This window comes from Natronomonas sp. EA1 (assembly GCF_051195035.1).
Taxonomy (GTDB): domain Archaea; phylum Halobacteriota; class Halobacteria; order Halobacteriales; family Haloarculaceae; genus JBNTJV01.
The window spans coordinates 124,914-143,644 of record NZ_JBNTJV010000006.1; the positions used below are offsets into that span (position 1 = coordinate 124,914).

22 protein-coding genes and 1 pseudogene are annotated in these 18,731 nt (G+C 59.5%); 12 read left to right on the forward strand and 11 right to left on the reverse strand.

The features are described 5' to 3' along the window. Window positions 1–19: 19 nt before the first annotated feature. The 5 genes from ACQUQR_RS16390 to ACQUQR_RS16410 all read left to right on the forward strand — a co-directional run bounded on the left by ACQUQR_RS16390 (window position 20) and on the right by ACQUQR_RS16410 (window position 3,365). Complete coding sequence (locus ACQUQR_RS16390) at window positions 20–706, forward strand: DUF6166 domain-containing protein (protein ID WP_103992924.1); 687 nt, start codon at window positions 20–22, stop codon at window positions 704–706. Next, a complete protein-coding gene (locus ACQUQR_RS16395) occupies window positions 706–837 on the forward strand; it encodes a hypothetical protein (RefSeq protein ID WP_268806888.1) in 132 nt (43 codons plus the stop codon). The genes ACQUQR_RS16390 and ACQUQR_RS16395 overlap by 1 nt, the downstream gene beginning before the upstream one ends. Beyond that, the gene (locus tag ACQUQR_RS16400; protein WP_103992925.1) at window positions 834–1,499 is read left to right on the forward strand and encodes a hypothetical protein; all 666 of its coding nucleotides are present in this window, start codon (window positions 834–836) and stop codon (window positions 1,497–1,499) included. Before ACQUQR_RS16395 ends, ACQUQR_RS16400 begins: the two co-directional genes overlap by 4 nt. Beyond that, window positions 1,496–2,038, forward strand: a complete 543-nt coding sequence (locus tag ACQUQR_RS16405; protein ID WP_430506199.1) for a hypothetical protein — start codon at window positions 1,496–1,498, stop codon at window positions 2,036–2,038. Before ACQUQR_RS16400 ends, ACQUQR_RS16405 begins: the two co-directional genes overlap by 4 nt. Before the next feature lie 166 nt (window positions 2,039–2,204). Next, entirely contained in the window at window positions 2,205–3,365 is a 1,161-nt protein-coding gene (locus tag ACQUQR_RS16410; protein ID WP_240728576.1) for a hypothetical protein, read from the forward strand. Window positions 3,366–3,407: 42 nt separating this feature from the next. Here ACQUQR_RS16410 and ACQUQR_RS16415 read toward each other — a convergent pair whose 3' ends face one another. Next, a complete protein-coding gene (locus ACQUQR_RS16415; protein WP_089649945.1) occupies window positions 3,408–3,962 on the reverse strand; it encodes a peroxiredoxin in 555 nt (184 codons plus the stop codon). A 101-nt stretch (window positions 3,963–4,063) separates the two neighbouring features. Continuing rightward, window positions 4,064–4,408, reverse strand: a complete 345-nt coding sequence (locus tag ACQUQR_RS16420) for a winged helix-turn-helix transcriptional regulator (RefSeq protein WP_089649946.1) — start codon at window positions 4,406–4,408, stop codon at window positions 4,064–4,066. A 78-nt stretch (window positions 4,409–4,486) separates the two neighbouring features. Between ACQUQR_RS16420 and merA the strand changes: the two genes are divergently transcribed. Continuing rightward, window positions 4,487–5,941 carry a mercury(II) reductase gene (gene merA, locus ACQUQR_RS16425; RefSeq protein WP_103992927.1) on the forward strand — a complete coding sequence of 485 codons (1,455 nt, stop codon included), beginning with the start codon at window positions 4,487–4,489 and terminating at the stop codon, window positions 5,939–5,941. A 3-nt stretch (window positions 5,942–5,944) separates the two neighbouring features. Here merA and ACQUQR_RS16430 read toward each other — a convergent pair whose 3' ends face one another. Beyond that, on the reverse strand, window positions 5,945–6,352 hold the full coding sequence (locus ACQUQR_RS16430) for a CopG family ribbon-helix-helix protein (RefSeq protein WP_011222470.1): 408 nt from the start codon (window positions 6,350–6,352) through the stop codon (window positions 5,945–5,947). A 103-nt stretch (window positions 6,353–6,455) separates the two neighbouring features. Between ACQUQR_RS16430 and ACQUQR_RS16435 the strand changes: the two genes are divergently transcribed. Then, window positions 6,456–7,277 carry a hypothetical protein gene (locus ACQUQR_RS16435; RefSeq protein ID WP_103992928.1) on the forward strand — a complete coding sequence of 274 codons (822 nt, stop codon included), beginning with the start codon at window positions 6,456–6,458 and terminating at the stop codon, window positions 7,275–7,277. Here the strand turns inward: ACQUQR_RS16435 and ACQUQR_RS16440 are convergent. After that, complete coding sequence (locus ACQUQR_RS16440; RefSeq protein WP_103993006.1) at window positions 7,224–7,823, reverse strand: ArsR/SmtB family transcription factor; 600 nt, start codon at window positions 7,821–7,823, stop codon at window positions 7,224–7,226. The two genes, ACQUQR_RS16435 and ACQUQR_RS16440, sit on opposite strands and share 54 nt — an antisense overlap. A 131-nt stretch (window positions 7,824–7,954) precedes the next feature. Here ACQUQR_RS16440 and ACQUQR_RS16445 point away from each other — a divergent pair, with 131 nt between their 5' ends. Further along, window positions 7,955–10,231: a heavy metal translocating P-type ATPase gene (locus tag ACQUQR_RS16445; RefSeq protein ID WP_435197486.1), complete on the forward strand. Its 2,277-nt coding sequence runs from the start codon at window positions 7,955–7,957 to the stop codon at window positions 10,229–10,231. Here the strand turns inward: ACQUQR_RS16445 and ACQUQR_RS16450 are convergent. After that, window positions 10,228–10,434 carry a heavy-metal-associated domain-containing protein gene (locus ACQUQR_RS16450; RefSeq protein ID WP_426963462.1) on the reverse strand — a complete coding sequence of 69 codons (207 nt, stop codon included), beginning with the start codon at window positions 10,432–10,434 and terminating at the stop codon, window positions 10,228–10,230. The two genes, ACQUQR_RS16445 and ACQUQR_RS16450, sit on opposite strands and share 4 nt — an antisense overlap. Before the next feature lie 131 nt (window positions 10,435–10,565). On the opposite strand from ACQUQR_RS16450, the gene ACQUQR_RS16455 reads away from it, so the two are divergent. Then, a complete protein-coding gene (locus ACQUQR_RS16455) occupies window positions 10,566–10,781 on the forward strand; it encodes a hypothetical protein (protein WP_430506146.1) in 216 nt (71 codons plus the stop codon). A gap of 13 nt (window positions 10,782–10,794) precedes the next feature. Here ACQUQR_RS16455 and ACQUQR_RS16460 read toward each other — a convergent pair whose 3' ends face one another. The 3 genes from ACQUQR_RS16460 to ACQUQR_RS16470 are packed head-to-tail and all read right to left on the reverse strand — an operon-like array spanning window position 10,795 to window position 12,809. Further along, window positions 10,795–11,241, reverse strand: a complete 447-nt coding sequence (locus ACQUQR_RS16460) for a low molecular weight phosphatase family protein (RefSeq protein WP_430506147.1) — start codon at window positions 11,239–11,241, stop codon at window positions 10,795–10,797. Window positions 11,242–11,254: 13 nt separating this feature from the next. Beyond that, on the reverse strand, window positions 11,255–12,418 hold the full coding sequence (arsB, locus tag ACQUQR_RS16465; protein ID WP_430506148.1) for an ACR3 family arsenite efflux transporter: 1,164 nt from the start codon (window positions 12,416–12,418) through the stop codon (window positions 11,255–11,257). Then, window positions 12,411–12,809: an ArsR/SmtB family transcription factor gene (locus ACQUQR_RS16470; RefSeq protein ID WP_430506149.1), complete on the reverse strand. Its 399-nt coding sequence runs from the start codon at window positions 12,807–12,809 to the stop codon at window positions 12,411–12,413. Before ACQUQR_RS16470 ends, arsB begins: the two co-directional genes overlap by 8 nt. A gap of 255 nt (window positions 12,810–13,064) precedes the next feature. Here ACQUQR_RS16470 and ACQUQR_RS16475 point away from each other — a divergent pair, with 255 nt between their 5' ends. After that, complete coding sequence (locus tag ACQUQR_RS16475) at window positions 13,065–14,066, forward strand: DUF6610 family protein (protein WP_435197487.1); 1,002 nt, start codon at window positions 13,065–13,067, stop codon at window positions 14,064–14,066. 51 nt (window positions 14,067–14,117) lie between these two features. Here the strand turns inward: ACQUQR_RS16475 and ACQUQR_RS16480 are convergent, their stop codons facing one another. Next, window positions 14,118–15,917: a hypothetical protein gene (locus ACQUQR_RS16480; RefSeq protein ID WP_435197488.1), complete on the reverse strand. Its 1,800-nt coding sequence runs from the start codon at window positions 15,915–15,917 to the stop codon at window positions 14,118–14,120. A gap of 222 nt (window positions 15,918–16,139) precedes the next feature. Here ACQUQR_RS16480 and ACQUQR_RS16485 point away from each other — a divergent pair, with 222 nt between their 5' ends. Both ACQUQR_RS16485 and ACQUQR_RS16490 read left to right on the forward strand, forming a co-directional pair. Continuing rightward, on the forward strand, window positions 16,140–16,487 hold the full coding sequence (locus ACQUQR_RS16485; RefSeq protein WP_435197489.1) for a hypothetical protein: 348 nt from the start codon (window positions 16,140–16,142) through the stop codon (window positions 16,485–16,487). A gap of 87 nt (window positions 16,488–16,574) precedes the next feature. Beyond that, entirely contained in the window at window positions 16,575–17,504 is a 930-nt protein-coding gene (locus ACQUQR_RS16490; protein WP_136689359.1) for an ArdC-like ssDNA-binding domain-containing protein, read from the forward strand. A 124-nt stretch (window positions 17,505–17,628) separates the two neighbouring features. On the opposite strand, the gene ACQUQR_RS16495 is transcribed toward ACQUQR_RS16490, so the two are convergent. Beyond that, window positions 17,629–18,324, reverse strand: a complete 696-nt coding sequence (locus ACQUQR_RS16495; protein WP_103992930.1) for a nucleotidyltransferase domain-containing protein — start codon at window positions 18,322–18,324, stop codon at window positions 17,629–17,631. Continuing rightward, window positions 18,321–18,731 (reverse strand): annotated as a pseudogene (locus ACQUQR_RS16500) (helix-turn-helix domain-containing protein); the annotation flags it as partial. The pseudogene ACQUQR_RS16500 and the gene ACQUQR_RS16495, both read right to left, overlap by 4 nt.

Sequence of the window (18,731 nt, forward strand, 5' to 3'; positions counted from 1 at the left end):
CCACTCCCGCAACGTACCGATGAACGGGAACGCCCGACGCACCACGTCGAACGTAGTCCAGACAGAAGCGCTCGCTAACCGTCGCGACGACTCCGTCGAATACGTCGGCTTTCGCATCGACGGCCAGGCCGTCGTTCTGAATCTCTCCGAACACCAGCGTCTCACTCCCGATCGAAGTCTCGATCTGGTCAACCACAGCCCGACAGGCTTCGAGTGGGGATACGCTGGAAGCGGGCCCGCACAGCTCGCCTGTGGGCTCCTCCTCGACTACTACAACGACGCCCAGATCGCGAGAGAACACTACATTGGGTTCCGGAATTGCGTGATCAGCCAGCTCGAGTGTGACGGCCCGGCGGCGTGCTGGCACCTCACCGGCGAAGAAATCGACGCGGCGATGGCGACGATCGCCGACGACGTCGTCGCCCTTCCCGACGGCGGGGGGCCGTCACCGACACTCCCCGAGAACTGGCGAACGGTCACTCGCCCTGACCGGCGAGTCTTCCAGCGGGCTGATCGCGACCACTACATCGTGCTTGGGGAGGGAACCGACGGCTGGCTGGCCGTCCTCTGTAATCAGGGCGATCGCGCCTATCCGGCACCCCTGGCGAGCCGGACGGTTTCGGACGATGCCGATGTCGAGCAGGCCATCCGGGCCCTGGTCGACGAGAGCAACAACCTCATCGAGCCACCGGAGGGGGAGTGCTGATGGAGACAATTCGGCTGTCACGAGCCACCCACCAGCTGCTCGAACGCGGGGTCGAGGCGCTCGAGAAAATCGGTCGCGAACTGGAGCGGTACAACGACTGGCAAGAGCAGACTGACGGCACCGACTCGTGACTCAGACACGTTCTCCCGGCCAGCGGCGGAGTACCGGGTTCCAGTACACGCGCACTCCCGAGGGGTGCTCGTGTCCCATTCATCGCGACGGCCAGCCGGTCACGGCGCCGCTCGGCCTGCGGTTCGCAGAGCGCGTCCATATCGAATCGATCCCACGGCACGTCGCCGGCGCGATCTACGAAGCCCATCATTCCTATATGGACAGTGTCCCGCGGACGAACCTCGTTCATCACGGGCTCTGTTACCAGGACCAGCTACTGGGTGCGATTACGTGGCGCTATCCACTGATTCGCTCGCTGGACTACGACGGCACGCGATACGAGGGTGACGAGATCGTCGAGGCAGCACGGATCTGCATCGGCGTCGACTTCCCGAATCTCGCCTCCGCCGCCCTCGCCCGGTCGATGGAACGATTCGTGCGTCGGCACGGTCGGCGGCGAGGCGTTCGCCTTCTGCTGACGTTCGTGCGAGCTGACTTCGACGGCTCGATGATTAAAGCGCTCAGAGACAAGGGCTGGCACTGCGCCGGGAAAACGGAACCCGGACAGGCAGGTAACCGGCCCGACAAGCAAATCCGAGAGCGGCCGAAGTGGCGGTTCCTCTGTGAAGTTCCTGATGAGTCTGAGCGGGAACAGTCCTCACTCGGACGGTGGGCTCCGTGACTACGAATGCTCGTCTCGATGAGTTTGCAGCAGAGGAAGACTCGGACAACCAGCCGGAGCGCGATCCATCTGTAGTCGAGCGACTGTTGGACCCGATATCACCGGCCCAGGGGCTGCGACTCATCCCCGGCCAAGGTGACCCGGTGTACCTCCAAAACAGGGGAACTGAACGCTACCTGTTCCGGGATGCCCACGAGCGGTGGTTCATCCTCCAGCCCTCGGCCAAGGAGTCGGTCGACGACTTCGTTCGCTGGGTGTATCTCCCCGACGGCAAACCCGCCGAGATTGCCCGGACAGCGATCCGTCAACGGACGGTTCGCGGCTACCGGTACGTTCAGCGAAGCGGAGCTCCCGAGCCGGTTGGGACGACGGTGACAGCGATGTACGTCAGTGAGCCCTGGTCCGACGATGTCTACGAGTGTGGATCCTGCGGAGCCGAGTTCGAGTCGCCCCATGCTCACGCCCTTCACTGCTGGGAGGACCATCCCTGGGTTCCGAACCCGGAGCAGGTTCGGCTACGCCGCTCCAGCACCGAGTAACGACAGTGCGACAGTTTCCCGACGGTGGTTCGATTAACCAACAGACAGCCGCTTCCTAGGTTAGTGTTGGTTAACGTGGTGTTGTTGTTGCGCCCGGCAGAGGGGCGCAGGGCGCGAGACGATGCAGGCAGCCGTCGATGAGCGTTCCTGCGTCGAGGTGACTACGATGAAAGACCCAGAGTCGAGAACCATCTTCGCAGGCGTCGATGGACGTACCGACACCGAACTACCCGAGTGGTATCGTCAGCGTCACGGCGGCAAAGACACCGTGAGCTTCGCTGAGGCGATCCGCGACCTCCCGCAGGCCGTCGAGACGACCGTGGCGTACCAGAATCCGTACACCGACGAGTGGGTCGAGACGGAGCGGTTCAACGCGCTCGTCGAGCCGAGTCGCGCTCGAGAGCAGGCCCGTGAGGAGGACGCCGAAACGGATTCTTTGTTCCATATTCCGACCGACTCGTACTCGATCATCAACCCGGTCGACGTCTACGGCCCTCTGGAGGAGGTCCTTCGGGAGGAGACTATCGACCGAACGCCGCTGGGTGACGTGATGTTCGGCGAGATTCGTCGCTACCGGGGCGGCGGCGAGGTCCATATGGACATCATGTTCGACGGCCTCGAAGTGCGCCTTCCCGGCCGGTCGGACCCGATCACGATGGGCGTCACGTCGGGCTACGACTTCTTCGGTGAGCACGCCGTCTACGTCGAGGGGTTCGCCCAGGACGGGTACTGTTCAAATACGATGCGTTCGCTCACCGACAAGGAGGTCATCAAACACGTCGGCGACGTGCGGAACTTCCGCACCTGGTGGGAGGAGCTTCTCGCACAGGTCGAACTCGTCGCCGACGACCTATTCGAGTTCATCCGGGACGCCCAGGACATCGACCTCGACTTCTCGGAGCTCCCGTTCACCGTCACGGAGTTTTACAGTCTTCTGGGCTTCCCGGACTACCTGGCCGAGCGCGCTGCGAGTGATGCGGAGGCCAACGCGACCTCCCCCGTCGAGATCGATATGTGGACGCTGCATTCCGGCGCCACGTACGCGCTCACCCACTTCTTCCAAGGCAAGGAGGGTGCGTCGCTGGACGGCTACGTTCGCACGGCCAACGACATCCTGTTCAACCCGGAGGGCACCATCGAGCGCGTCGAACGCGCTTACGAGGAGGAGCTGGAGACAGACGGCGATGACGGGTCGCAGGCGTCGCTCGCCGGCGAGCGCGCGCTCGCGAGCATCGAGCGCATCAGCGACGATCTGCAAGAGAAGGTCAACCAGTTCGAGGAGCGCGAGGACGCGCTTCGTGAGCGGTTCCAAGATGCCATGAGCTGATTGTCGGAGCGGCGTTCACTGATACAATCCTAAAATAGCAGTCTACGTTAGAGATTCCGGTTCCTCGTTATATTCGACTACTAATTCGACATCCTCAGGACCGAATTCATCACGTTCCGCTTCAAGCGTATCAAGAGCGTCTTTAACCGGGAAGAAATCCGGCTTCTCGAGTGCATCTTCTGTCGCCCAGGCGTATCGAATCGTTTGCTCGGAATCAATGAGAAACACGGCACGCTGCGGGACGCGCTCGTGGTTCTCCCATTCATCATAACAGATGTCATATGACTCGGCAACCCGCCCGGAACTATCACTAAGTAACGGGAAATTGAGGCCGTATTCCTCGGCGAATGCTCGATGGGCGTAGACGCTGTCACCAGAAATTGCCCAGACATCGAGAGCGGGCGTTAGCTGAAACCACTCTGCATCGCGAATCGCACACAGTTCGTTTGTACAAATAGGACTGAAATCAAACGGGTAAAATACCAGCAACGCAGCCCGATCATTGGCTGTTGACTCATCCAAGCAGTACCCGGTTTGTTCTCCGTCACGGAGACCCGGAAGAGTAAATGACGGTGCAGACGCTCCCTCGTTTATCATACGACATAGTAGCACACGAAGACAGGATAGTCATTGGGTCAGCACTCCGATCTGAATTGCTCACCACTTGATGTGGGATGAAATTCACTAAAGTCCGTACGTCAGGAGTTCGCCGTCGCCCACTCAAGAAGCGGTTCTAATCTCGAACGAATCTCATCACCCTCGTCAGTTAGCGCGTATTCGACGCGTGGTGGAATTTCGTTGTACTGCGTCCGTGAGACGAGTCCTGCCTCCTCGAACTCGTCGAGTCGTTTCGAGATTGTCGAGGTACTCGCCGTCGGGAGGTGCTCCTCAATCTCCGCGAACCGCAGCGAATCGTGTGCGCCGATGATGCTGACGAGTTGCATCGCGTATTTCCGGCTCAACGTGTCGATGACACCCGTGAGCGGACAGTAGCACGTCCCCTCGACATCGCACGCGGGCGCCGATGACGTAGTGTCTGCCATAGCTTCGTGGCCTCCAACCTACTCCATAGCTTCGGACTCTGGAGTACAAGAACTTCCCGTCGTAAAGTATAGGCACAGATGACTCAGACAGCCGACTACGATCTCGTGATTCTCGGTGGCGGCGCCGCAGCCTTCGCCGCAATCACCGAAGCGAGTCGACGCGATCTCTCGACAGCGATGGTGAATACCGGCTTGCCCATCGGCGGGACGTGCGTGAACGTCGGCTGTGTTCCGAGTAAGCATCTCCTTGCCGTCGCCGAGAGCGGAGCTGCAGCGTCGGAGAACCCCTTCGACGCCGTTCGATACCCCGAGGAGCCGACCGTCGATTGGGCCGCCGCCCTCAACGACACCGACGAACTCGTCGAGCGGTTCCGGCAGGAGAACTACGTCGACGTCGCCGAGCACTTCGAGATCGACATCTACGAGGGGTACGGCCAGCTGGTCGACGATACTACCATCGAGGTCGTCGACGGCGCCGACGAGGGCGCACACATTACTGGGAAGAAGGCCCTCGTCGCGACCGGCAGTTCACCGTGGGCGCCGCCCATCGACGGCCTCTACGACGTCGACTACTACACGAGTGAGACCATCCTCGAGGAGCGCGACCTTCCCGAGAGTATCCTAATGCTCGGTGGGGGATACATCGCGCTGGAGTGGGGACAGATCCTGCACCGTGTCGGCATCGACGTGACGGTTCTCCAGCGCTCCGACCGCGTCCTCTCGGACATGGAAGGCCAACTTGGTCGCGAGATGCAGCGTGCATTCGAGGAGGAGGGCATCGAGGTGATCACCGGCAACGACTTCCAGCGCGTCCGCACGCTAGCAGCCGACGGCGGCGCCGAAGCGATTCAGTCAGGCGTCGCCGTCGAAACGACCATCGACGGAGACGAGCGAACGGTCACCGGCGACGCGCTGTTCGTCGCGACCGGCGTCCAGCCGAATAGCGAGGGCATCGGCCTCGAAACGGTTGGGATCGAAACGAACCCCGACGGGACGATTCGTGTCGACGAGTACTTCCAGACGACGAATCCCGACATCTACGCGGCGGGCGACGTGATCGGCGAGCCCGAACTGGAGACCGTCGCCGCCAAGGAGGGCAATCACGCCGTCAAGAACGCGTTCGGCAACGAGGGCGTCAGCATCGACTACGACGCGGTGCCAGCAGTCGTGTTCACCAGCCCGGAAGTCGCCGCAGTCGGGACGACAGAACGCGAGTATATGGACGAGCACGGCACCTGCTCGTGCCGAACCGTCCAGATGGCGGATGTCCCGCGAGCGAAGGCCGTCGAGAACACGGATGGCCTCGTCCAAGTCGTCAAACACCACGAGACTGACGAGATCGTCGGCGTCCACATGGTCGGCCCCCGTGCCGCCGACATAATTATGGAAGCCACGCTTGCGGTGACGTTCGGCCTCACGGTCGACGACATCATCGACACCGTCCACCCGTTCCCGACATTCTCCGAGGCGTTCAAACAGGCCTGTCAGGCGTTCCGACGGGACATATCGACGATGAGCTGCTGTATCGAGTGAATCTCACTCCGGGTCGGCCGGCGCAGTACTGCGGAGGAGCATCGTCTTCACACGACCAACCCCATCGAAATCACGGAGCCGATACACGAGTTCCCGCACCCGCGCCGCATCGCCATGACAGAAGACGGTCTCTAAACACCACTCGCCCTGGTGGGTATGGCTCATCGTTTCGATGACGTCCTGAAACTGGTGCTGGGCCGAATGGAGATCGTGAATCACCTCGTGGTGCTGGTAATCGAATGCCAGTACAGCGACGACCTCGCCTGAAACCTCCTCGAGTTGTGAATGTCCCTCGATGTATTCCTGCATCGCTTCACGAATCGCCCGCGAGCGGGAGTCCAACCCCTCAGCCTGCCATGTCTCGTCGAACTCCTCGAGAATGTCCTCAGACACGTTCAAGCTCGTGCGCATACTCCCCAATTGATCCCCTACTGTCTTGACCCCTCGATTATTACGGAATTCACGTTTCAGTCTTAACAACCGCTATACAGCGCAGGGATAGAGGAATATATGAATGCTCCACGGCGAGGCGTTTCCACTGTTGGTCGGCGCGATTGCGCTCGGATTCGTGCACGGCATCGAGCCCGGACACGGATGGCCGGTCGCCGCGAGTTATGCACTCGATCAATCCAATAAGTGGCTCTACGGACTCGCCGCCAGCTCGCTGATCGGCATCGGCCACCTCATTAGCAGTCTGGCGATGGTCGGCGTGTTCTTCTACGCGAAATCCTACTTTCAGCTGACCCAAGTGAACGAGCCGATCTCGATTCTTGGCGGCGTTTCCATCGGCGGTCCAGTCAGCATCGTCGCAGGCGTCTTACTCATCGGACTCGGGATTCGAGAGTACACGCACGGCCATTCTCACCAGCACGAGGACAGCCACGGACACGACCACGATGAGCATACGGAGGAGCAGTCGAGCCACCACAGTCACGGCACGCCACCCACGCACGAACACTCCCCGGATGGGCTCCTTACACGGGTGAAAATTCGGCTTGGAAAAATCGGAGGGCACTCCCACGAGCACGGGACCGATCCGGCTCCTGACGCCGACCGCGGACTCCTCGGAATCGCCTGGTTCGCATTCGTCCTCGGGTTCGCTCACGAAGAAGAATTCGAGATTATCGGCCTCTGTGCCGGTTCGACGTACTGTCTGGAGCTGATGACTGCGTATGCGCTGACGGTCATCGTCGGCATTGTCGGGTTAACGATGCTCCTCATCGCCGGCTATCAGGAGTACGAAGAAACAGTCGAGCGGTATACACCGTACCTGCCGCTGTTCTCAGCGACCGTCCTCATCGTCATGGGACTCGGCTTCATCGCCGGCGTCTTCTGAATCACGCCGAACACTCTCCAGCGTCCCATTCTCAGTAAGGTCAATAAGCGCGCGATTTAGCAGTTCACGGAGGACGAACTCCTCGTAATGCTGTGTTGCACAGTACTCGCACGGCTTCATTTCTCGTGCCACCGCTTCGATGTCGTCGCCGTGCTCCCCATAGAGCGTCTCAACGAGCCCTGCTAATTCGGCTGCCGCGGTTTCCTGCGCCCCAGCGAGCGTCTGCTCAGCGTCCTCTGGTAGGTCATACGAAAAAATCCGCGTGTTCGACTTGTAGTACTTCCGCGTCCCCCCACCAGCTTCTTCGAGCCGGGCAATCTCGACCATCCCCGCATCCTTCAGGACGTTCACGTGGTGGCGCACCGTCGTCTCCGCCTTTTCTTCGCCACGACGATGCAGTTCGTCGTGGATCTCCTCGATCGTCATTTCCTCGGTTGCGAGCATGTCGAGGATCTTCACCCGGACATCGTTCTCCAGTGCCTTCGCTTTCTCCGGGTCCGTCGTCACGACTTCGCGGATCGGCACGTCAGATTCGAGGAGCGCCATTCTTGTGACGACATAGACGGACAACGACAGTAAGAGTAACGCCATTCCAACGACAGTGGTAGTATGATATCGAGACCGCTATAACTCTCGTCATAATGGTTATCCGCGTCGCACGATAACCAACAGGTACGATGGGAACGACACACGACCAATTCAACGTCGGGGGGATGTCCTGCTCGTTCTGTGCCGAGAGCATCAAGAAGGCCTACAGTCGAACCGACGGCGTTGAGGACGTCGACGTGAGTCTTGCCCACGAGGAGGTACTCGTCCAGTACGACGACAACCTCTTGAGCGAAGTCGAAGTGAAGGACACACTCCGGGACCTCGGATATACCATCCGCGACCCGGATAAAGCGAAGCGTTACGAACAACAGCAGGCCGAACTCGCCGACGGGAAGCGTCGCCTCCTCCTCGCAGGCGGCGCATCTATCGTTGTCGCTGCCCTGATGGGATGGATGATTCTCGTAATGGGACGCTTCGAGTCGGCATCGCTCGCGATGGATCTGGTGACTCTGGGGCTGGCGCTTGGGACGATGTTCGGCCCCGGACGGTATATCAAACAGAAGGCGTTCCAGAGCCTGCGCCGGGGGATCTTCAACCAGCACGTCCTCCTGGAAGCGGGCGCGTTCGCAGGGCTCCTTGGTGGACTGCTTGGCCTGTTCGTGTTCCCTGGCTTCCCGACCGTCCACTTCTTCGCCGTCTCCGTGTTCATCACCACCTATCACATCCTTTCGGAGTACACCAGCCTCATCGTCCGCACGCGGGCTTCCCAAGCTGTCCAAGGCCTTCTCGACCTCCAGCCCGACACGGCACGCCGCGTCAGTGATGACGGTGATGTCGAAGAGGTCCCTGTCGACGATCTCGACGTCGATGATCGCGTCCGGGTCAAGCCCGGCGAGAACATCCCCGTCGACGGGGAGGTCGTCGAGGGTAAATCCACAGTCGACGAGTCGGTTGCCACCGGTGAGTCCATCCCCGAGGAGAAGGCCGAAGGCGACGAGGTGATCGGCGGCAGCGTCAACGAGACCGGGACGCTGCTCATCGAGGTAACTGCAACCGGCGAGGACGCGTTCCTGAACCAAGTGGCCCGCGAGATTGAGGAGGCGCGGGCGATGAAACCCGGCATCATCCAGCTCGCCGACCGCGTCCTCAAGTACTTTGTCCCAGGCGTCTTGACGATTGCCGCGCTCTCGTTCCTCTTCTGGGTGGTCGCACCGCTCGCGTGGGGAGCAGACCCCAACGTCCAGCGCGGCGCGTTCGCAGCGCTGGCTGTCCTCGTGCTCGGCTATCCGTGTGCGCTCGGGATGGCGACACCGCTCGCCCTAATTCGGGGTGGCGGGAAGGCGGCGAACCACGGCATCCTGATGCGCTCCGGTGACGCCTTCCAGATATTCCCCGACGTCGACCACATCGTGTTGGACAAGACCGGCACCATCACCGTCGGCGAACCCGCCGTCAGTGAGGTCGTCGCGTTCGGTGCCGACGAGGTGGATGTACTCACGACTGCGGCCAGTGCAGAGGCGTTCTCCGAGCATCCTCTCGCTGATGCGATCCTCGAGTTCGCCGACGAGCAAGATGTCGAGTACGCTGACCCCGATGATTTCGACTCCGTGACCGGCAAGGGCGTCCGGGCAACCGTGGCCAGCGACGACGTGCTGATCGGGAAACCGGGATGGCTTAGCGACGAGGGGATCGACCTGTCGAAGGAGGGCGACGACATTGAGCGACTTCAGGGCCGCGGCCTCACCGTTGCCGGAGTTGTTCGTGATGGTGACCTCATCGGCCTGATCGGCATCGGCGACGAAATCAAAGCAGACGCCGCCGAGACCAGCCGGCGGATTCGCGACGCCGGCATCACGCCCGTGATGATCACCGGGGACAACGAGCGCACCGCCAACGCGGTCGCCGACGAGGTCGGCATCGACCGCGTTATGGCAGACGTCTTACCCGACGAGAAACGCGAAGAGATCGGTCGCCTACAGGAAGCCGGCCACCGCGTAGCCATGGTCGGCGACGGCATCAACGACGCTCCCGCACTCACGCAGGCCGATATCGGGATCGCCATCGGCGCCGGGACCGACATCGCCATCGAATCGGCGGACATCGTCCTGATGGGCGACCGGCTTGGTGGCGTGATGGACGCCTACGAGATCGGGAACGAGAGCTACCGGAAGACCCGTCAGAACCTCGCGACGGCCTTCGCGTTCAACGGGCTCGGTGTCGCCGCCGCGACCACGGGGCTCGTTCACCCAGTGTTCGCGATGCTCGCGATGGTGCTGTCCGTCTCGGCCGTCCTCGCCAACAGCTTCGCTGGTCAACTCCTCTCCGGCGAGGGTGTCAACACCGAGTTCGCCCTCGACGACCGCACCGACGGCGAGCGTGGAGACGGCCGATTGACAGCCGATTAAGCCTTTATGTCGTAGCCAGCCTGTTCGATTGCCGCGTTCACGTCGTCGTCTGAGACTCCATCCTCGAGGACGACGTCGACCGTGTTAGCGTCGTGGTCGGCCTCGACCCGATTCACACCATCGAGGTTTCGCAGGGCGGTCTCCACGTTCTGTTCGCACCCGTTGCAGGACATCCCGGTGACGGAGATCGTCTTTCGCTCCATACGGGCCTGTAAACACTCGCGGGGAATGACCATTACGGTAACCGTTGTATCGGTTTTATCTCTATTAGAGATGGGCATTATCGTCCGGAGAGTTGTTTGTGTCAGCCCCAAAGGGATGGAGGCTCTTTGAGATGGGAACCACTGACGACGAAGAGAGTGACGAATTCCCTCCAGAAAAGCGTCTGGAAGCACCGAACACGCGCCTGATCAAGGCCGGGATCGCGACGATCCCCGATATGGAGACGCTCCGGGAGTGTGTTGCCTACGAGAACGCCCACCAAAATCGAACGCAGATTCTGCGCCGACTCCAGTGGAAAGCAGAAGCGTTGCGAGAAGACGAAGAGTAATACTTCGGAAGAATTACTCAACAGTGCTGAATTCATCGAACAACGAGATAACCCGCTGTTCGATTTCGTCACGGATTTCGCCTACCTGATCAAGATCCTGTCCATCAGGATCCTCCAGCGCCCAATCACGGACATCGACGTCCTCACCGACATCGCCGACGTCGAGTGTCGAGCAACCCATCGTGGCGACGTAGTCGCAGGAACGCAGTTCGTCCAGCGTGATCTCTCGTGGCGTCCGGTCGGAGAGGTCAAACCCCACTTCGTCCATCACGTCAACGACATCGTCGTGTACGTGGTCGGCCGGGTGGGTACCTCCAGTGAGGATTTCGACACGGTCATCGAGGTCACGGCGTTCTCGTTCACGTTCTGCGAAGGCCGTGGACATCTGTGAGCGGCCAGCGTTCTGGACGCACATGAAGGCGATACGAATCGGGTCGTCGGTTTCAGTGTTGGATGACATTGTTTTGTCGTGGTTAGTCGTCAGTCTCCGGATTTAGTGCAGCCGGCTCGAGACTTCCAGTATCGAAGTCTCCCCAATCGAACTTCCGCTGGAAGTACAGTGCAACGTTGACCAGCGCAAGCAAGACGGGGACTTCAATAAGCGGGCCAACGACGGTCGCGAATGCGACGCCGGAGCCGACGCCGAACACCGCCACGGCGACGGCGATTGCCAGCTCGAAGTTGTTCGATGCCGCCGTGAACCCGATTGCCGTCGTCGTCGAGTAGTCGGCGCCGATGCCGCGACCCATCCCAAAGCTCACGAAGAACATCACGACGAAGTAAATCGTCAGCGGCACGGCGATCAGTAGGACGTCACCCGGCGAGGCGACGATGGTGCCGCCCTGCGTGGCGAACATCACGATGACGGTGAACAGGAGCGCGACGAGTGTCAGCGGGTCGATCTTTGGGATGAACTCATCATCGTACCAGGCTTCGCTCTTGGCGCGAGTTCCGACATACCGGGTCAGGAAGCCGCCCGCGAACGGAATCCCGAGGAAGATGACGATCGCCTCGAACACCTGCATCGGCGTGATGTCGAATGTCGTGATGCCAGCGACGAGTGACTCCATCCCCAGAAGTGGCGGGAGGAAGAGCGCGAAGAACCAGACGTAGACGCCGTAGGTGATGATCTGGAAGAGGCTGTTGAACGCGACGAGCCCGGTGACGTACTCGGTCGAGCCTTCTGCGAGTTCGTTCCAGACGAGTACCATCGCGATACACCGGGCCATCCCGATGAACACGAGCCCGAGGAAGTATTCGGGACGCGCCGGAAGCCCTGGGACGAGCCCGCTGAAGAAGACGACCGCGAGCCCGAACATCAGCGTCGGGCCGATCAGCCAGTTCTGCACGAGGCTCAACCCGAGTACTCGCCAGTTGCTGAAGACGGTCCGAAGTTGCGAGTAATCGGCCTTCGCCAGTGGCGGATACATCATCGCAATGAGGCCGATCTCGACGAGATGGAAGTTCTGAATCGGTTGGGTCACCGACGGGGCGACGAACCCAAGTCCCACGCCGATCGCCATTGCCCCGAAAATCCAGACGGTAAGGTACTTATCGAGAAAGTCCATCGACCGCGGGTCGCCACAGCTCTCACAGTCACAGTTGGGGCCGTGGTCGTGGGCGTCGGCGTTACTCATCGGTCACGCTCCCCTCAAGAACGGTAATGAGCGCAACAGCCCGGTTGGTAGCACGGTACTTCTTCCACCGGCCGTCCTTCCGGCCGTCGACCAATCCTGCATCGACGAGTTTCGAGAGCGCGTGGCTGAGCCCGCTCTCGGTCACGTCAACGACCGCATTCAGCTCACAGACGCAGAGTTCCTCTTGTGCGGCAACGAGCACACGGATGATCGTATATCGTGTCTCGTTGGAGAGTGCCGAGAGCACATCGAGTTCAGCCTCTACCTGCGTAGTCCCGAGTGCTGCTTCGAGGGTGCTGAGTTCGTCGAGTCGGCGCTCGACGTCCTCGCTGCGACACTCCTCAAGTTCATCGTCGAGATAGCGTCGAAGTCGTTCCGTCCCTTGTGCCATCGTAATCGAATTGAATAGACTCTCAAGTAAGAGTTCCGATTATAGTCCTCTCTACAGCTCACCCAGTGCTAAATCCCATCTAGCGTGAAAGCTTACTTGACTATTTTCTAAACACAGTCATAGCCAATAATTGGGTGTAATGATTAACCAACAGTAGTTGGATTTAGCCATTTGTTGGTTAATAGTCCTCAAACCCTGTTGTTGGTGCCCCTGAGAGGGTGCGGGGCAGCAAGCTGCGCCCCACAGCTCGAATTTATGTCACTCGAATGTAGTACCAGCGGCAGCACTGCTCGCAAGATTGTCGAAGCTAGACAAGCAGACCATGTAGCGTTCCTTCATCGAGCTCCGTTCGCGATCGATGCCTTCGACCTCGGATATCTACCCGGCTTTCGCGAAGACTGTGGGTATCAACAAACGCAGTTTCACGGATTAGACATTCCCGTCGGGATGCTCGATAACGACTTCCGGAATCCCGATCTGGAGCGGTTCGTCGACCGCTTCTTCGAGCACGAACCACAGGTCGGGGTCATCGGGGACGTCGACGATATCGACGATGTCAACGCCCACGTCGCTGCTGCTCGTGAGATCCAAGCGAGCTATCCCGAGGCCGAGCTCATCGTCGTTCCGAAGTCGCGGGCGGTGATCGACGCGATTCCCGAGACCCTCGTCCTCGGGTATTCACGAGGATACGCCGACCGCCTGGCCCACGAGTTCTCCGACCCTGCCGATTGGAGAGGGCGGCGCGTCCACATCCTCGGTGGGAGTCCGCCCAAACAGCTCGACGCCATTCGACAGCTGACCCGACCGACACTCACGGACGAGCCACCAGCCGACATCGTCGGCGTCGACTGGAACGGGCTGCATCGCGGCGCGCAGTTCGGTGAGTTCTGGACGGCCGACGGCTGGGACGACAGCGGTCGCGACGCCGACCACGTCACCGTGCGAAAGACGGTGCGCCACAGCCTCGCTCGCGTCCGTGAGTTTTGGAGAACCCACGGAATCTGGCCCGAAACGACACCGCAAGACGAGGGGCTCAACGTCGAGTACGAGGGGCCGAGTCCGGCCGATCTCGAGGACGCCGCCTGTACCGAGTGCGGGACGAACGTCTGGCGAACTCGCCGCGGTCCGTACGTCGCCGAGTACGATATCGGCGCAATCTGTGGATACTGCAGCTACGAGTGCTACTTCAACCACCGTCACCGGAACAACCTGGAGGAGATCGCCGGCGAGCAGAGTGTCTACCTGCCACCACCGTGAATTCACGTTTTGACGCTGATAGATGCGATCGGAGAGTAGCCTCCAATGTGATTAGGGATGTCCAATCAGCTCGTCTAACCTGTCGACGAAATCCACGCCGACATCCTCTTCGATGAATACCTCGTCTCGGATGTCCGCATAGACATCTTGTAACTGCTCCGCATACTGTGGGGTCGCTCGTCTACCCGTGAGCCGCTCTTCAAGATTTGCGAGCAACAGCTCACTGTATTCCCACGGCAACGACCCCTCCCCATGGTTTCGGAGTTCGACCCCGGTCAGGAGGATTCTCTCCGTAATGTCTCGTTTGAACCGATCCGGGATTTCGCTGGTGGTCAGTATCTCCTCGTTGCACGATACCAAGATGATTCCGGTCATCTTGGGGATGCTGGCAGAATCACGCCCAGTGTATGAGCTCCGAATAGTGAGGTACTTTTCAAATTCGTCCGTATCACCCGTTTCGTCCTCGGTACTGGCGGTTTCACTAGAAACTGAACTCTTGTCTTTATTTGTCGAGGTCCGGGCGGCGGACGTCGTTGCCTCTTCAGGTGCGTGCAGTGGCACATCACAAGCTTCGGTATCGCTGGTTCGTGAGACTACCTCTGCCTGCATCATCCGCATCCAGTCACACATATTCCCGACCATCTCGTTCAGGAGCCGAGAGTAGTCGTTTGGCACTGAAGCATCTGGGTCACTGTACTCCGTTATTTCGTAGTTCCGGCAGATCTCTCGTGTGAACGTCTCATAGTAAGAGAGCCACACATGCCACGAAACCTTCTGATGGAACGCCTCTTTCACCAGCACGTCGAAAAACTGGATGCCGATGAACACCGGATCTCGAAAAATATGGTCGTCTGAGATTCTCGTATCAGTTAGCCGTTGATCATTGTACTCGTCGAATTCCTGCCTGCGCTGGTCTACAATTATATCCCGGACGGCATCACCGACCGGCTTGTATATATCTAAGTCCTCAACTCGATCCATATCCGAAAACAAGGCGTGAATGAGCCGATTATCTTCCTCGATCTTGTATCGATACATTCCGTCTGTGCTGGTGTTATTCTGCAGATCCCGATATAGGAGACTGTTCTCGGTCTTTACCAACGTGCGAAGATATCGATGAACAGCTTTCCGTCTTTGAAAGCCCTCCAGAGAATCATCACGAATCAATTTCACTCCAAGATCGGGGTCGATCACCGGATACTGCGCACTGAATTCTGGATCAAGGAACAGGGTTTCAGTGTAGGACGACGCCTCCGGAGCAGTATCCATCAACCAATAATTAACCAGCTGAACATAGTATTGAGCCCGGTACCACCGGATTACCCTCTCTCTCAGTGAATCAGGCTCATCTTCCACCTCCTCTCTCAGTTCTCGCGCGTAAACCTCTGCTAAACTGGGCTGCCTCTGTGGTTCCTCCGGGTGGTGAACAAGAGGCCGATAATGGTTCTGAAGGAGATTGACTAGTGTGCTATAATCGCCCTGATTATTCAGATCACGAAGAATAGACACTATTTTCCCTTCGTTCTTCACCCTGACAGAGGACTTCAGAAAGACCCCCAAGAACAATCCGACAATCCCTAGTACGGCAACTAATTGGAGAGATTCAACCAGCAGCGGGGTGACCTCCACAGAACCAACCCCATAGCTAACCGGTACGCTGGCCGCCTCAAGACTCTCCAAATAGATTGAGAGCCAATACGATCCGATAATCACCAGGAAGGCGATCAAGATATACGCGAATCTGGGCTTCGTCCATAGATTGTATCGAACACGGAGTTGGCGGTGTCGAGGAAGGATAGAATAGACGGCAACGATAGAGGCGAGAAACGTGAAAACCAATAATTCAGCCATAAATTCTCTGTCTTAGTCTGGTCCCATAACACTTGCCGAGAAAGAGTGTGCCACCCCAGACAGGCAGGCGCGAGGGACGGGATTCCTCAGGGCGTCAGATTACATGTGCCATATCCAATACAGCTTTGAAAACCAATTACTAGTATAGAAATCCGCGTGCTGGTTTTTCGCGCCCCCGGAGAGGGCGAGGGCTCCATCAAGAGTCCTCAGAGGTGACTGCCTGTGAGTCAACAACAGAGTCCCGACAACGTCTCGATCGACGACATCCCAGTCGATATCGCAAACACGCAATCAGCGGAGGTCGATCCCGCCGACGTCCCCGACGAAATCGAATCCATCACCCGTGGGCTCGCCGGTGAGCAGCCGCCGACGAATCCCATAGTGGTTCTCAAAGCGGCTCGCTGGTGGTATCTACACGGCAAGGGCGGCACGGATCCCGCCTTCCAGTGGGCCATCGAGTGGGCGCGTCATCTTGCGACCGACACGCCCAGTGACGTCGAGCAGTTCGACGAGTTCCTCGAGTACCTCGTTACGGTCGGCTTTGCAGACGAACGTCACGAGCTCCGCTAACCGACAGAGCGGTTTTTTGGACGCCCCTGAAGGGTGCGGTGCGGTCTGAACAGACGCAGTCGCCGTGAATTCGATTCGGTGATCACGATGTCTACGACCAGAGACTCGTCGGTCTCCTTCGACCAGACCGACACGCGATCAGACGAGATGAACAGTACCATCGAACAGTGGATCGACGACCTTGTCGCCGGCGTCGACGACGCGCAGGCCAGCGAAGAGTTCCAAGAGTGGCTCGATGTCCAGAGTCGTTTCCACGACTACTCCTACCGGAACACGCTCCTCATCAAGCGACAGTGTCCCGAGGCGAGCCGGGTGGCTGGCTACCGGACGTGGCAGGAGGAGTTCGACCGCCACGTCAAGGAGGGTGAGTCGGCCATCTGGATCTGGGCGCCGATCATCACCAAGCAGTGCCCGGAATGCGAGAACTCGCCGAGCTACCACGAGGACAGTGACTGTGAGTACGACGAGACGCCGCCCGAGGAGTGGTCGAAAGGACTGGTTGGATTCAAACCAACGGCAGTCTTCGATGTGTCTCAAACCGAGGGCGAACCGCTCCCCGAGCTGGAAACCGAGGCAGCTGGTGACGCCGACGACCTGGTGCCAGCGCTCCTTGATGCAGCAGCTACGCTCGATATCGACGTCCGTGTCGTCGACGCTGCCGAGTGGGAGCATGGCGACGCGAAAGGCGTCTGCAAACACCGGACTCTCCACGGATGCCAACCCGTCGTCGAAGCGAAAGCCCGCTCAAATCAGGCCGATCTCGCCGTGACGTTGATTCACGAGTACGCCCACGCACTGCTCCATTTCGATGTCGACGACGAACCCGAGCGTGCAAAACGCGAGGTCGAAGCCGAAGCCGTTGCGTACATCGTCGGGCGGTATTTCAACCTAGATACGAGCGGATCAGCGTTCTATCTTGCCGCGTGGCAGGACGACGATGCGGAGAGCATTCAGGAGCGACTCGGCCGGATCAGTTCGACCGCGCAGGAGGTCATCGGGACAGTTGTAGACGGCTGAACACCTCCTTCCCGGCTGTTAACCAACGCCGGAGGGTACTATCCCACTCTGTTGGTTAATTCGTTCGGCGTCCGACCCTGCGTGTTTCGATCGGTCTCAAGACATACCCCACCGGCAGTCGATGTTATAGTTCAGAATCGATTCGGCGCTGCTGGTCACGAAGGAACTCAACGACGGCATCGATATCCTGTTCGGGAACCGTTTGCTGTTCGAAGACCCCTTTGAACGCGTCCGCAAAATCTTCCGACGTGAGCCGGTCGAGAACAGTCTCGATGCGACCAGCGAGCTTCTTGGACACCCCGCGATGAAGATGGGTCGCGATCCGGTCGAAATCCGCGTCAGCAGCCAGCACCACCAGATCCCGGGAGTCTGCCTTGCGGCCACTGTGAAGTTTCACGGCAAACAGCAACTCCCGTTCCGGAATCCTGGCTGTTACCGGGCGCCCGGTTCGCAGTTCCTGGGTGACGGAGTGCTGGGCCAGATAGCGATACGACCATTCAGCTTCCGTCTGGCGACAGCCCAGCGCGTCCACCATCGCGTCGAACCGAACCGGATTCCCGATGTCTTTCGTGAATCGAATAGTACGGCCCTCGTAGAGCTCGTTTCGCTCGACGTCGGCCGTTTTCTCGTAGCCGCGGGCGGTGAGAAGGTCGGTGTAGTCGTCGACCGCTTGTGCCGGAATGACGACGTCGACGTCCGTGGTGAAGCGCTGATTGAACGCCGCGATCGCCCACCCACCGACGAGCACGTACGGCAGGTCAGCGTCAATGACTGTCTCCAGGGTGTCCAGCAGCTCGTCTTCGCGTTCGCCGAGGCTCATGCATTGAGACGCGGATCCTCGTGGGACGCGTCGATATCACGGTCGTACTCGTCGGCGATCATCTCCAACGCTGGCTCGTAGTTCACCCGGTACTCCAACATGTGCTCGATTGTCTCGTCCAACGGAATGACCGGATTGCCGTCGACCCACTCGCGAGTGATCTCCCCACTCGTCGGGAACAACACGTACGAGACGGTCGCGTCGTAGTCGCTCGCATCCGGCCGCTCTTCAATCCGGCTCGGAATCCCGAACTCATCAAAGAACGCCGTCCACTGTTCGACGTCCTGATCGGCGACCTGGATGAAGATCGGATAGTCGTCGTGGCCGCGGGCGATCTGATAGCCGCCGTGGGTCCAGACGTAGACGCCGTCGATTTTCGTGTACGCAAAGGGCATCCCGGCGAAGTG